Raw genomic sequence first — 13,648 nt, 5'->3', positions numbered from 1 at the left:
CGAGGCCTCGTGAGGGAGAGGAAAGGGGATGCGCCCGGGATTGTAAGTGGGGCGGTTAACCTTCAGACACACCGAGGGCGCCGCTGCGGCGTGCCTGCAACGCCGTTTCATTCCCTGCGGCATCGACCACCGGAAACCGTGGTGCCGGGCCTTTCACGCCGCGCCGCGTTCCTGCCCACTGTCCGCCGGCGCCAGCCCATGCCCTGGCGCCGGCCGCAGCATCGCCGGAAAGTGCATGTCGCGATAGGCCACGAAGCGGCTGCCGCGCGCCAGCCGGTAGCCCCACCAGACCGCCACGAACAGCACCAGCCCGATGTAGGTCGAGAACACGCCGATCCAGTCGATGCGCCCGCCCGTGAAGGCGGCGTAGTTCTGGCCCAGCGTGACCACCAGGCACAGGCCGAAGGCGAACAGCGGCCCGTAGGGGAAGAAGGGCGAGCGGTAGGGCAGCAGCGACAGGTCCAGCCCCTGCGCCATCATTCCCTTGCGGAAGCGGTAGTGGCTCACCGCGATGCCGAGCCAGGCCACGAAGCCGGTCATGCCCGAGAGGTTCAGCAGCCACAGGTACACGCCCTGGCTCTCCGACAGCGAGGTCAAAAAGCACAGCGCGCCGACCGCGGTGGTCGCGAGCAGCGCGTTGAGCGGCACGCCCGCGCGCGTGAGCCGCGCGAAGCAGCGCGGCGCGCGGCCGTCCTTCGCGAGGTTGAACAGCATCCGGGTCGAGGCATACATGCCCGAGTTGCCGGCCGACAGCACGGCCGTGAGGATCACCGCGTTCATCACGCTGGCCGCGAAGGCCAGCCCGGCGTGGCGGAACACCAGCGTGAACGGGCTCACGCCGATGGCATGGAGGTCGGTCTTGATCAGGTTCGGGTCGGTGTAGGGAATCAGCACGCCGATCACGCCGATCGCCAGCACGTAGAACAGCAGGATGCGCCAGAACACCTGGCGCACCGCGCGCGGGATGTTCTTCGCGGGGTTGGCCGATTCGCCGGCCGCCACGCCGATCAGCTCGGTGCCCTGGAACGAGAAGCCCGCGATCATCGCCACGCCGATCATCGCGGGCAGGCCGCCCACGAAGGGCGCGTCGCCGAGCGTGAGGTTGCCGAAGCCCGCGGGCCGGTCGCCGCGCAGGATGCCGAAGATCATCAGCACGCCGACCACCACGAAGGCGATCACCGTCACCACCTTGACCAGCGCGAACCAGAACTCGGCCTCGCCGAAGCCGCGCACCGAGATCGCGTTGAGCAGGAACATCAGCCCGAGGAACAGCGCGCTCCACAGCATGGCCGGCGTGCCCGGGAACCAGTACTGCATCACCAGCTGCGCGGCCGCGAGCTCGACCGCGATGGTCACGGCCCAGTTGTACCAATAGTTCCAGCCGAGCGCGAAGCCGAAGCCCTCGTCGACGTAGAGCGCGCCATAGGTCGCGAACGAGCCCGACACCGGCATGCAGGCCGCGAGCTCGCCGAGGCTGGTCATGAGGAAATAGACCATCGCGCCGATCAGCAGGTAGGCCGCGAGCGCGCCGCCCGGGCCGGCCTGCGACACGGTGGCGCCCGAGGCCACGAAGAGGCCGGTGCCGATCGAGCCGCCGATGGCGATCATGGTCAGGTGGCGCGTGCCGAGCGCGCGGCGCAGCGTGGGTTCCTCGGCGGCGGTGCGCGAGGCGAGGGTGGGCGCGGTGGAGTCCGTTGCCATGTCGTTGTGTTCTCCCGTATGAGCCCGCGCGGACCGTGAGGCCCGCGCGAGGTGGCGGCGATCATAAGTGCGGCCTGCGCGCATCCCCGCGTCGCCCCGGGGTACGGCAGCGAGGCCCGCACAGTACAGTCCCGCCATGGACCGCCTCCAGAGCATCGAAGCCTTCGTGCGCGTCGCGCAGACGCAGAGTTTTGCGGAGGCGGCGCGCCAGCTCCGGGTGGCGAACTCGGTGGTCACCACGCGCGTCAAGCAGCTCGAGGAGTTCCTCGGCGCGCCGCTGTTCCACCGCAGCACGCGCGTGGTGCGGCTCAGCGACGTGGGCCAGGCCTTCCTGCGCGACTGCGTGGAGCTCGTGGGCCGCGCCAACGACATCGTCGACCAGATGCGCGATGCGCGCGGCACCCCCTCGGGCGTGCTGCGCGTGCATGCGCTCACGGGCATGGTGCTCGGGCGCTTCGCCTCGCTGCTGCGCGAGTTCCACACCACCTATCCCGACATCCACCTCGAGCTGATCGTGAGCGACGCGGTGGTCGATCCGGTCAAGGCCGGCGTCGACTGCGCGCTGCAGATCTTCCCGGCCGCCTCCGAGGAGCTGGTGTCGCGCCCGCTGTTCCCGGTGCGCCGGCTGCTGTGCGCCACGCCCGAGTACCTCGAGCGCCATGGCACGCCCGCGACCCCGCGCGAGCTGCACCGCCACAAGCTGGGCCTGTACTCGGGCTATCCCACGCGCGACCGCTGGACCTTCCACCATCAGGGCGAGCAGACCACCATCTACCTCGCGGCCGCGCTGCTGACCAACAGCGTGCACCTGCTGCGCGAGTACGCGCTCGAGCATGCGGGCATCGTCTGCCTGCCCACGCTGGTGGCGGGCGACGCGATCGCGCGCGGCGAGCTGCGCGTGGTGCTGCCCGAGCACCAGCTCTCGTCGTTCTCGCTGAGCGCGGTCTATGCGGGCACCTCGCGCAACGCGCTCAAGCTGCGGCTGTTCATCGAGCACATCGCGACCCGCTTCACGCGCGTGCCGCCCTGGGACGCCACGCTGATCGAGCGCGGAATGATCCCGGCCGAACTGATCGAGTGAGGGCGCGCGTTCCCGGGTAAACCCGAGCGATTATTCGGAGTCTGCGAATAATCCTCTTCCAATCTGGTCCCTACCGGCCCCCCCGGTTGTTTCCTAGAGTTCGGTCCAAGCCAGAACCAAGGAGACCGCCATGACCCAGACCGCCCAGACCCACCAAGTCCACGAAGGGCCCGCCTACCGCACCCGCTTCGGTTCGCTCGCCCACTACGAGAAAGGCCACGTCGAGCCGATCGCCGACGACGTGCGCCACTACGCCTTCTCCAATTGCTTCGAGATCGCGAACAACAGCCGGCCCTACGAGAAGGTGGTGTTCGGCCAGAACCAGATCTACGTGCTCGAGACCCTGCGCGCCGAGGGCCACTCGCCCTGGTTCACCTGCGCGCACGACGAGTTCGCGCTGGTGATGGACGGCGAGGTCGAGGTGCACCTGGTGCAACTCGACGCGGCCCAGAAGGTGGCCGACCCCGAGAAGAACGGCGCCGTGCAGGTCGAGGGCGAGCCGCGCGGCAAGAAGATGGGCTGGATGAAGCTCTCGCGCGGCCATCAGGGCCTGCTGCCGAAGAACACCGCCTACCAGTTCCGCAGCGCACGCCCCGGCGTGATCGTGCTGCAGACCTGCAAGGGCGAGCTGTCGGTCGAGAAGTGGGCCGAGATCTGCCAATCGCATTGATCGCATCGAAAGAGGAACGCACGCCATGAACGCACCCGCAGAACTCGCCCGAGTCATCGCCTCGCAACCCGACGCCACGCTTGGCTACAAGGACTTCTCGCTCGGCAGCTTCCGCTTCCGCCGCGACGAGTATTTCGTCCACATCGGCTGGCAGACCCGCGACGGCCGCCCGATGAGCCACACCATGGATGCCGGCAACTACCTGCGCGCATTGATGCGCGACGTCGCCTGGGGCTTCTTCTACGGCTGGGTCAACTTCGACAGCGTGTTCGGCACCGTCAACCACTACGACTCGGTCGACCTCTATGCCGGCAGCTTCAACGGCACCATGAAGGACGCGGGCATCGACCTGCTCGAGAACTTCCCGAGCGCCCAGATCCGCGCCACCTTCGAGGCCATGCTCGACGACTGGACCAACGAGAGCTTCGATCCCTTCGCCGCGCCGCAGGAGACCGGCTCGCCCTACGGCCGCAAGAACGGCAACAACACGGCCAAGATCACGCGGGCGCGCGAACTCGCCACGCGCTGCGTGGGCCTGAAGGGCGACCTCGACCTGCGCAGCGACGAGCGCGGCGCGCCGGTCAACCGCGCCTTCGCCGACGTGCCGCAGGACCAGCCCGAGCTGCATCCCGAGCCCGGCTTCGAGAACGAGGTGCATGCCTTCAATCTCTTCGGCTTCCTGAGCCGCTCGCAGGTGACCTGGAACCCGAGCTTCACCTCGGTGGTGAAGCACAGCTACATGTGCCCGACGACCGAGGAGCACATCCTGCCGATCATCCACGGCAACGACCGCGTCGAGTGGTTCTTCCAGATGACCGACGAGATCCACTGGGACTGCGGCGACAAGAACACCGGCAAGCCCATGGCGCGCGTGATCATGAAGGCCGGCGACATGGCCGCCATGCCCGCCTACTGCCGCCACCAGGGCTTCAGCCCCAAGCGCTCGATGCTGCTGGTGTGGGAGAACGGCTCGCCGAGCCTGGTGTACGAGATCCAGAAGGGCGAGAGCCCGGAGATCCCGGTCCAGTTCTGACCGGGTTTCTCTTCCTTCCCAACGCCCCATCCAACTCTCCCCCGCGGGGGAGGGAGAGGAAACGCATGCCTGCTTCGTCCATCCGCCACCAGCTCTTCATCGACGGCCGCTTCGTCGACGCCGAATCGGGCGAGACCCTCGCCACCCTGAACCCGCACGACAACACGCCGATCGTCGATGTCGCGCTCGCGGGCAAGGCCGACGTCGACAAGGCCGTCGCCGCCGCGAAGCGCGCGTTCCCGGCGTGGAGCCGCATGGCCGCCGCCGACCGCGGCCGCATCCTGCTCAGGCTCGCCGACCTGATCGAGGCCAACGCCGAGGAGCTCGCGCGCCTCGAATCGCTGGACACCGGCCATCCGATCCGCGATTCGCGCCGGCTCGACGTGCCGCGCACCGCCGCGTGCTTCCGCTACTTCGGCGGCATGGCCGACAAGTTCCAGGGCGAGACCATTCCCGTCGAGGAAGGCTTCCTCAACTACACGCTGCGCGAGCCCGTGGGCATCGTCGGCCAGGTGGTGCCGTGGAACTTCCCGCTGATGTTCACGAGCTGGAAGATGGCGCCCGCGCTCGCGGGCGGCAACTGCATCGTGATGAAGCCGGCCGAGATCACGCCGCTGAGTTCGCTGCGCATCGCCGAGCTGATGGCCGAGGCGGGCCTGCCGCCCGGCGTGGTCAACATGCTGCCGGGCCTGGGCAGCGTGGCGGGCCAGTACATCGCCGAGCATCCCGGGATCGCGAAGATTGCCTTCACCGGCAGCACGGCGACGGGCCGGCGCATCGTGCAGGCCAGCGCGGGCAACCTCAAGAAGGTGCAGCTCGAGCTCGGCGGCAAGGGGCCCAACATCGTGTTCGAGGACGCGAACCTGCAGGCCGCCGTCAACGGCAGCGCCTGGGCCATCTTCCACAACCAGGGCCAGGCCTGCATCGCGGGTTCGCGGCTGATGCTGCACGAGCGGATCGCCGACGAATTCCTCGCGCAGTTCGTTCCGCTCGCCAAGTCGATCCGCCTCGGCAATCCGCTCGACGAGAACACCGAGATGGGCCCGTTGACCAGCGCCCAGCACCGCGAGCGCGTGCTGGGCTACGTCGAGGTCGCGCAGGGCGAGGGCGGCGAGCTGCTCGCGGGCGGCCGGTCGCCGGGCGGCGATCTCGCCAAGGGCTGCTATGTCGAGCCCACCGTGATGCGCGCGAAGTCGTACCGCGACCGCGTCGCGCAGGAGGAGGTCTTCGGCCCCTTCGTCACCGTGCTGACCTTCAAGGACGACGAGGAGGCGATGCGCATCGCCAACGGCACCGACTACGGCCTGGGCTCGGGCCTGTGGACGAAGGACCTGCAGCGCGCCCACAAGGTGGCGCGCGAGCTGCACGCCGGCATGGTCTGGATCAACAGCTACAAGCGCGTGAACCCCGGCTCGCCCTTCGGCGGCGTGGGCCAGAGCGGCTACGGCCGCGAGATGGGCTTCGACGCGATGCGCGAGTACACGCAGGTCAAGAGCGTGTGGGTCAACGTCGACGCGCGGATACCGCCGCATTTCGCGCGCTGAGTTTCGGCAGAGCGGCATCCGCAGACACAAGAACAGGAGACAGGCATGACATTCAATCGCAGGCAATTCACCCAGGCCACCGCGGCCCTCGTCGCCGCGGGCGCGACACCGCTGGCGTTCGCGGCCGATACGCTCAAGATCGGCTACGTGTCGCCGCAGACCGGCCCGCTTGCGCCCTTCGGCGAGGCCGACAAGTGGGTCATCGACCAGATGAAGGCCGCCTTCAAGGACGGCATCGCGGTCGGCGGCCGCAAGTACGCGGTGCAGATCGTGCTCAAGGACAGCCAGTCGAATCCGAACCGCGCGGGCGAGGTTGCGAACGACCTGATCCTCAAGGACAAGGTGGCGCTGGTGCTCACGGCCGGCACGCCCGAGACCGCGAACCCGGTCAGCGATGCCTGCGAGCTCAACGAGGTGCCGTGCATCTCGAGCGTGGTGCCGTGGCAGCCCTGGTTCTTCGGCCGCAAGGGCGATCCGGCCAAGGGCTTCGACTGGACCTACCACCTGTTCTGGGGGCTCGAGGACGTCATCGCCAACTTCACCAGCGGCTGGAAGACGCTGGCCACCAACAAGAAGGTGGGCGGCCTGTTCCCGAACGACGGCGACGGCAACGCCTGGGGCGACAAGGAGCTGGGCTTTCCGAAGCCGCTCGCGCAGATGGGCTTCACGCTCACCGACCCGGGCCGCTTCCAGAACGGCACGCAGGACTTCAGCGCGCAGATCGCGGCCTTCAAGAAGGAGGGCGTGGAGATCGTCACCGGCGTGGTGATTCCGCCCGATGCCAAGACCTTCCTCACGCAGGCGCGGCAGCAGGGCTTCAAACCGAAGGTGATCACGCTCGGCAAGGCGCTGCTGTTCCCGGGCGCGATCGAGGCGCTGGGCGAGCTCGGCGACGGCCTCTCGACCGAGGTCTGGTGGAGCCCCTCGCATCCCTTCGCGTCGAGCCTCACGAAGCAGAGCGCGAAGGCGCTGGCCGAGGCCTACGAGACCGGCACGAAGAAGCAGTGGACGCAGCCGATCGGCTTCGCGCATGCGCTGTTCGAGGTGGCGGCCAACGCGCTGGGCCGCGCGAAGTCGCTCAAGGCCGCCGACGTGCGCGATGCCGTCGCCGCGACCTCGATCCAGTCGGTGGTCGGCCCGGTCAAGTGGGGCGGCCAGGGGCCGTTCAGGAACGTCAGCAAGACGCCGCTGGTGCTCGGCCAGTGGGGCAAGGGAACGAAGTACAAGGTGGAACTCACCATCGTGAACAACGAGGCCGCGCCGGCCATTCCCACCGGCGGCAAGCTGCGCGCGCTCTGACCGCCATGGCGCTGCTGGCATTGCATGGCGTGAGCAAGTCCTACGGCGCGCTCAAGGTCACCGACGGCATCACGCTCGCGGTGGCCGAGGGCGAGACGCTGGGCATCCTCGGCCCCAATGGGGCGGGCAAGACCACGCTGTTCAACCTGATCTCGGGCGACGTGCGCGCCGACGCGGGCCGGGTCGACTACGACGGCCGCGACGTGACGCGGCTGCGTCCGCACCAGCGCTGCCGCGCCGGCATCGGCCGCAGCTACCAGGTGCCGCAGCCCTTCGGGAACATGAGCGTGTTCGAGAACCTCGTGACCGCGGCCTGCTTCGGCGGGCAGCAGACCGAGCGCGAGGCCTGGCACACCGCGCACGAGGTGCTGGCGCAGACCGGGCTGATGGCGCAGGCGAACGCGCCGGCCGGCGGGCTGCGGCTGCTCGACCGCAAGCGGCTCGAACTCGCGCGCGCCCTCGCGACCAAGCCGCGGCTGCTGCTGCTCGACGAGATCGCGGGCGGGCTCACCGAGCCCGAGGCCGCGGTGCTGGTGGGCGAGCTGCGGCGCATCAAGGCGCGCGGCGTGACCATGATCTGGATCGAGCACGTGGTGCATGCGCTGCTGTCGCTGGCCGACCGGCTGTTCGTCATCAACTTCGGGCAGAAGCTGGCCGAGGGCGAACCGCGCGCGGTGATGAACGATCCGGAGGTGCGGCGCGTGTACATGGGGATGGAGGCATGAGCGCGCCATTGCTCAGCACCCATGGGCTGCAGGCCTTCTATGGCGATGCCCAGGCCCTGTTCGGCATCGACTTCGCGCTCGCCGCCGGCGAACTCGTCGCGATCATCGGCGCCAACGGCGCGGGCAAGTCGACCTTCCTCAAGAGCCTCACGGGCCTGGTGCGCGCGCCGCGCGAGGCGATCCGTTTCAGGGGCGAGCCCATCGGCGGCCTGCCGCCCGGCGAGATCGTGCGGCGCGGCCTTGCGCTGGTGCCCGAGGGCCGCCGGCTGTTTCCCAGCCTCAGCGTGGAAGAGAACCTGCTGATGGGCGCCACCGCCCGGCGTCCGGGCCCGTGGAACCTGCAGCGGCTCTATGCGCTGTTCCCCATCCTGGCCGAGAAGCGCCGCCAGCCCGGCACCTCGCTGTCGGGCGGCCAGCAGCAGATGGTGGCGCTGGGCCGCGCGCTCATGAGCAACCCCGACGTGCTGCTGTGCGACGAACTCTCGCTGGGCCTCGCGCCGGTCGTCATCCGCGAGATCTACGCGGCCATGCCCGGCATCACGGCCGAGGGCATGACGGTGGTGATCGTCGAGCAGGACGTGACGATGGCGCGCCAGGTCTCGCGGCGCGTCTACTGCTTCCAGGAGGGCCGCGTGTCGCTCGAGGGCCTGTCGGCCGATCTCACGCGCGAACGGATCGCACAGGCCTATTTCGGCATCGAGGCGGCCCATGCTTGAGACCCTGCTCCAGGGCGTGCTGCTCGGCGGCCTCTACACGCTGTTCGCGCTCGGCCAGTCGCTGATGTTCGGCGTCATGCGGCTCACGAACACGGCGCAGGGCGACTTCATCATCCTCGGCGCCTTCGCGGTGATCGCGGGCGTGTCGCTGGCCGGCGCTGCGGCGCCGTGGCTGGTCGCGCTCGCGGTGCTGCCCGTGGCCTTCGGCTTCGGCTACGCGCTGCAGCGCTGGGTGCTCAACGGCACGCTGGGCAAGGACCCGCTGCCCTCGCTGGTCGTCACCTTCGGCCTGTCGATCGTGATCCAGAACCTGCTGCTCGAGCTGTTCTCGGCCGACCCGCGCGCCATCGAGACCGGCGGCCTCGGCACGCGCGGCCTGGCGCTCGGCGAATCGCTGTCGCTCGGCGTGCTGCCGCTGATCGTGCTGGCCGTGGCGCTCGCGGCCACCGGCGCGCTGCAATGGCTGTTCGCCCACACCGCGCTGGGCCGGTCGTTCCGCGCCGTGTCGGACGACCGCGAGATCGCCGAGCTCATGGGGCTCGATGCGAAGAAGGTCTATGCCTTCGCGACCGCCATCGCCTTCGTGCTGATCGCGGTGGCGGGCGCGCTGCAGGGCATGCGCACCACGGTGTCGCCCTCGGACGGCCCGCTGCTGCTGCTGTTCGCCTTCGAGGCCGTGATCATCGGCGGCATGGGCTCGTTCTGGGGCACGCTGGCCGGCGCCATGATCCTCGGCATCGCGCAGCAAGTCGGCTTCCGCCTCGATCCGGGCTGGGGCATCTGGTTCGGGCACATCGTGTTCCTCGCGGTGCTCGTGTTCCGGCCGCAGGGCCTGCTTCCCAAGACACGCGGATGACGCCGATGACGACCCCCGCCACCCCTTCCTTCGTCGCGGTCGAGCGCGCCACCGCCGCCAGCCGCGGCGCCCTCGTCGTCGGCATCGTGCTGGTGCTCGTCGCCGCCAGCCTGCCCTTGTGGGGCGAGTCGAGCTGGATGCGCGAGTTCGTCGAGATCGCCTGCTACTTCATCTTCGCGATGATGTGGAACCTGCTCGCGGGCTATGGCGGCATGGTCAGCATCGGGCAGCAGGCCTTCTTCGGCTTCGGCGGCTACGCGATGCTGGTGCTCGGCAACTTCGCGGGGCTCAACCCCTTCGTCGCGATCCCGCTCGGCGCGCTGGCCGCGGGGCTGGTCGCGATTCCGGTGTCCTTCATCGCGTTCCGGCTCTCGGGCGGCTACTTCGCGATCGGCACCTGGGTCATCGCCGAGGTGTTCCGGCTGAGCTTCGCCAACGTGTCGGCGGTGGGCGGCGGCTCGGGCACCACGCTGACGGCGCTGCGCGGCATCGACAAGGCCACGCGCGAGAGCGTCACCTACTGGATGGCGCTGGGCTGCGTGGTGGCGGCGGTGGCGCTGGTCTACCTGTTCCTGCGCAGCAAGCGCGGCCTGGCACTGCTGGCGATCCGCGACAACGAGGTGGCGGCCGAGTCGCAGGGCGTGCCGGTGGCGCGCATGAAGCTCGCCGTGTACGGCGTCGCTGCCTTCGGCGCGGGGCTCGCGGGCGCGCTGTACTTCGTCGGCAACCTGCGCATCAGCCCCGACGCGGCCTTCAGCGTCAACTGGAGCGCGTTCGCGATCTTCATGGTGGTGATCGGCGGCATCGGCCGCATCGAAGGGCCGCTGGTCGGCGCGCTCGTCTTCTGGGCGCTCAACAAGTTCCTCAGCGACTACGGCACCTGGTACCTGCTGGGACTCGGGCTGCTCGCGATCGTGGCCACGCTGTTCTTCAAGCAGGGGCTGTGGGGCTTCGCGCAACAGCGCTGGGGCTGGTCGCTGTTTCCCACGCAACGCAGGCTGGTCGCCAGGGAACCGTGATTTCGCGTTGCGCCGCAGCATTCATGTAACGATCTGTTTACAATTGTTGCTCCGCCGCTTACATCCGGAGTTCCTCCCGTGACGATCACCAAACGCCGCCTGCTCGAGGGTGGCGCCGCAGCGCTGGCCGCCTCCCTCCTTCCCCAGGGTGCCTGGGCCCAGGACAAGCCACGCGCCGGCGAAGCCGCCTGGCCCACCAAGCCCGTGAAACTGCTGGTCGGCTTCCCGACCGGCGCCTCGCCCGACCTGCTGGCGCGCGCCATCGCCGAGCCGCTCGCGAAGCTGCTGCGCCAGCCGGTGCTGGTGGAGAACAAGCCCGGCGAGAGCGGCAACATCGTGGCCGACCAGGTCGCCAAGGCCACCGACGACCACACCATCGGCGCGCTGATCAACGGCAACCTCACGATCGCGAAGCTGCTCAATCCCAAGCTCCCCTTCGACCCCGAGAAGGACTTCGCGCCGGTCGGCATGGTCGGCACCGCGCCTCTGGTGCTGGCCGTGTCGGGCAATGCCACCGGCAAGACCGCGGCCGACCACCTGCTGTGGGTGCGCAACCTCGGCAGCGGCGGCAAGTACGGCACGCCGGGCGTGGGCACGGTGGGCCACCTGGGCATGGAGCTGCTCAAGAGCCGCTCGGCCATCACCGCGCAGCACAAGCCCTACACCGGCAATCCGCAGGTGATCGCGGGCCTGCTCGCGGGCGAGATCCAGCTCGCGCTGCTGCCGCCCGCGCTCGCGATGCCGCACGTGCGTTCGGGCAAGCTCAAGGCCATCGGCGTGACCTCGCCCGAGCGCAGCCCGCTGGTGCCCGAGCTGCCGACCATCCGCGATGCCGACGTGCGCGGCGCCGACCTCGAGATCTGGACCGCGCTGGCCGCGCCCGCGGGCATGAACAAGACCGCGCTGGCCAGGCTCAATGCCGCGTTGGTCGAGGTGATCAGCACGGACGAGGTGCGCGAGGCGCTGCTCAAGACCGGCTGGCAGGCCCAGCCGGGCTCGCCCGACGCGCTGGCGCGCCGCATGCGCGCCGACACTGCGCGGCTGGGCGGCGTGATCCTGATGAAGGGCATCCACGCCGAGGGTTGAGCCGCGCCTGTGGCATGCTGGCCGGTCCTTTCCCGGACCGACCCGGCATGAGCGAGCGCCTTTTCCTCCACCTCGACGACGGCCCCCTGCTCGGGCCGCCGATGGACGCGCCCGGCGGCACCGTGCGCTCCTTCGCCGCCAGCGCGCCGCTGCGCCCGCATGTCGCCCACATCCTCGTGTACCGCGAGCGCTTCGCCGAGGGCGAGGAGGTGCTCGAGCGCGTGCTGCCCGATGGTGCCGCGCGGCTGGTCTTCAACCTCGGCGATGCGCCCTCGGCCAATGGCGCCGAGGGGCTGGCCGTCGAGGCCATCGGCGCCTCGGCCGAGGCCGTGCTGGTGCGGCTGCGCAAGCGCATGGAAGGCCTGTCGATCACCCTGCGGCCCGGTGCCGCGGCCCTGCTGCTCGGCCTGCCCGCGGGCGAGCTCGCGGGCCGCGTGCTGCATCTCGACGAACTCTGGCGCGGCGCCGGTGCGCAACTGCTCGAACGCATGGCCGACGCCCCCAGCGATGCCGCGCGCGTCGCGCTGCTCGATGCCGCGCTGTGCCGCCGCCTCGCCGAGGCCGACGGCCGCGCGCAGGCGAGGCTGGGCCTGCATCCGGGCGCGCTGCAGGCCGCGCAGCTGATCGCGGCCTCGGCCGGCCGGCGTCCGCTGCGCGAGGTGGCCGAGGCGGTGGGCCTGGGCGAGCGCCGGCTGCAGCAGCTGTTCCACGCGCAGGTCGGCCTCTCGCCGCGCGCCTGGCGCCGGCTCGCGCGCATGCATGGCTGCCTGCGCGCGCTGCGTGCCACGCCGATGCCGGCCTGGGCCGAGGTCGCGGTCGACAGCGGCTTCTACGACCAGTCGCACATGGTCAACGAGTTCCGCGCGCTGTGCGGCGTCACGCCCACCGAGTTCCTGGGCCGCGCGATTGCGGGTTCTTCCAAGACGCCGGCGTGAGGCGGCGCTACCTTCGGCGCTTCTTTCCTTTTCAGCGAGCCGAACGATGACCGACCAGCCCACGGGTGCGAATGCACTGCCCTCCCTGCAAGGCCGCGTGGCCGTGGTCACGGGCGCGAGCCGCGGCGCGGGGCGCGGCATCGCGCTCGAACTCGGCGCGGCCGGCGCCACCGTCTACGTCACGGGCCGCAGCACGCGCGCCGAGCCCGCGGACAGCTACGGCCAGATCCTCGCGCTGTCCGGCATGCAGCGCGTGCCCGGCAGCATCGAGGACACGGCCGAGGAGGTCACGCGCCTCGGCGGCCAGGGCGTGGCGGTGCGCTGCGACCATGCCGACGAAGCGCAGGTGCAGGCGCTGTTCGCGCGCGTCGAGCGCGAGGCCGGCCGGCTCGACCTGCTGGTCAACAACGCCTGGGGCGGCCACGAGAGCTTCAACGGCGTGTTCGAGGCGCCGTTCTGGGAGCATCCGCTGTCGAACTGGGAGGCCATGTTCGACCGCGGCGTGCGCAACCATCTCGTGGCCAGCCGCTGCGCCGCGCCGCTGCTGGTGCGCCAGGGCCACGGCCTGATCGCCACCACCACCTTCTGGGACCGCGACCGCTACCTGCGCGGCAGCCTGTTCTACGACCTCGCCAAGGCCGCGATGACGCGGCTGGCCTTCGGCATGGCGCAGGACCTGCGCGCGCACGGCGTGGCCTCGGTGGCGGTGTCGCCGGGCTGGATGCGCACCGAGTTCGTGCTGGCCGGCCACCAGACCGACGAGGCGCACTGGCACGAGCGTCCCGCGCTCGCGCGCACCGAGTCGCCGCGCTACATCGGGCGTGCCATCGTGGCGCTGGCCGGCGACGCGAACGTGATGCACAAGACCGGCCGCGCGTTGCGCGTGGGCGACCTCGCGCGCGAGTACGGCTTCACCGACATCGACGGCCGCCAGGTCGCGCCCTTCGAGATGGAGGACGGCGGCGCCTGAGACGCCGCCGTCC

At 70.1% G+C, this 13,648-nt stretch carries 13 protein-coding genes; 12 read left to right on the top strand and 1 reads right to left on the bottom strand.

Translation table 11 applies throughout. The features are described from left to right. Positions 1–153 precede the first annotated feature (153 nt). A complete protein-coding gene (locus AC07RM_RS35065; RefSeq protein WP_495322661.1) occupies positions 154–1,701 on the bottom strand; it encodes an amino acid permease in 1,548 nt (515 codons plus the stop codon). 136 nt (positions 1,702–1,837) lie between these two features. Here AC07RM_RS35065 and AC07RM_RS35060 point away from each other — a divergent pair, with 136 nt between their 5' ends. From AC07RM_RS35060 to AC07RM_RS35005, 12 genes are all read left to right on the top strand, one after another. Beyond that, positions 1,838–2,782 (top strand): LysR family transcriptional regulator, encoded by a 945-nt coding sequence (locus AC07RM_RS35060; RefSeq protein ID WP_093347648.1) that lies wholly within the window; start codon positions 1,838–1,840, stop codon positions 2,780–2,782. Positions 2,783–2,912: 130 nt separating this feature from the next. Next, on the top strand, positions 2,913–3,452 hold the full coding sequence (locus AC07RM_RS35055) for a cupin domain-containing protein (protein WP_296797714.1): 540 nt from the start codon (positions 2,913–2,915) through the stop codon (positions 3,450–3,452). A 25-nt stretch (positions 3,453–3,477) separates the two neighbouring features. Further along, the gene (locus tag AC07RM_RS35050; RefSeq protein WP_495337418.1) at positions 3,478–4,485 is read left to right on the top strand and encodes a hydroxyquinol 1,2-dioxygenase; all 1,008 of its coding nucleotides are present in this window, start codon (positions 3,478–3,480) and stop codon (positions 4,483–4,485) included. A gap of 80 nt (positions 4,486–4,565) precedes the next feature. Further along, a complete protein-coding gene (locus AC07RM_RS35045) occupies positions 4,566–6,029 on the top strand; it encodes an aldehyde dehydrogenase family protein (protein ID WP_495337434.1) in 1,464 nt (487 codons plus the stop codon). A gap of 45 nt (positions 6,030–6,074) precedes the next feature. Next, positions 6,075–7,328 carry an ABC transporter substrate-binding protein gene (locus AC07RM_RS35040; protein WP_495337417.1) on the top strand — a complete coding sequence of 418 codons (1,254 nt, stop codon included), beginning with the start codon at positions 6,075–6,077 and terminating at the stop codon, positions 7,326–7,328. Positions 7,329–7,333: 5 nt separating this feature from the next. Continuing rightward, positions 7,334–8,053: an ABC transporter ATP-binding protein gene (locus AC07RM_RS35035; protein ID WP_495337416.1), complete on the top strand. Its 720-nt coding sequence runs from the start codon at positions 7,334–7,336 to the stop codon at positions 8,051–8,053. Continuing rightward, positions 8,050–8,769, top strand: coding sequence for an ABC transporter ATP-binding protein (locus AC07RM_RS35030; RefSeq protein WP_495337415.1), 720 nt, complete (start codon positions 8,050–8,052; stop codon positions 8,767–8,769). The genes AC07RM_RS35035 and AC07RM_RS35030 overlap by 4 nt, the downstream gene beginning before the upstream one ends. Continuing rightward, positions 8,762–9,625 (top strand): branched-chain amino acid ABC transporter permease, encoded by an 864-nt coding sequence (locus AC07RM_RS35025; protein ID WP_490877348.1) that lies wholly within the window; start codon positions 8,762–8,764, stop codon positions 9,623–9,625. The genes AC07RM_RS35030 and AC07RM_RS35025 overlap by 8 nt, the downstream gene beginning before the upstream one ends. Positions 9,626–9,630: 5 nt before the next feature. Next, a complete protein-coding gene (locus tag AC07RM_RS35020) occupies positions 9,631–10,644 on the top strand; it encodes a branched-chain amino acid ABC transporter permease (protein ID WP_398499247.1) in 1,014 nt (337 codons plus the stop codon). Between the two features lie 78 nt (positions 10,645–10,722). Further along, on the top strand, positions 10,723–11,730 hold the full coding sequence (locus tag AC07RM_RS35015) for a Bug family tripartite tricarboxylate transporter substrate binding protein (protein ID WP_495337414.1): 1,008 nt from the start codon (positions 10,723–10,725) through the stop codon (positions 11,728–11,730). A 47-nt stretch (positions 11,731–11,777) separates the two neighbouring features. Continuing rightward, positions 11,778–12,665, top strand: a complete 888-nt coding sequence (locus AC07RM_RS35010; RefSeq protein ID WP_495337413.1) for a helix-turn-helix transcriptional regulator — start codon at positions 11,778–11,780, stop codon at positions 12,663–12,665. 46 nt (positions 12,666–12,711) lie between these two features. Then, positions 12,712–13,635: an SDR family oxidoreductase gene (locus AC07RM_RS35005; RefSeq protein ID WP_495337412.1), complete on the top strand. Its 924-nt coding sequence runs from the start codon at positions 12,712–12,714 to the stop codon at positions 13,633–13,635. Positions 13,636–13,648: the final 13 nt, after the last annotated feature.

Source organism: Variovorax sp. GW821-FHT09B05 (assembly GCF_059418265.1).
This window is presented reverse-complemented; position numbering and strand designations above follow the sequence as displayed.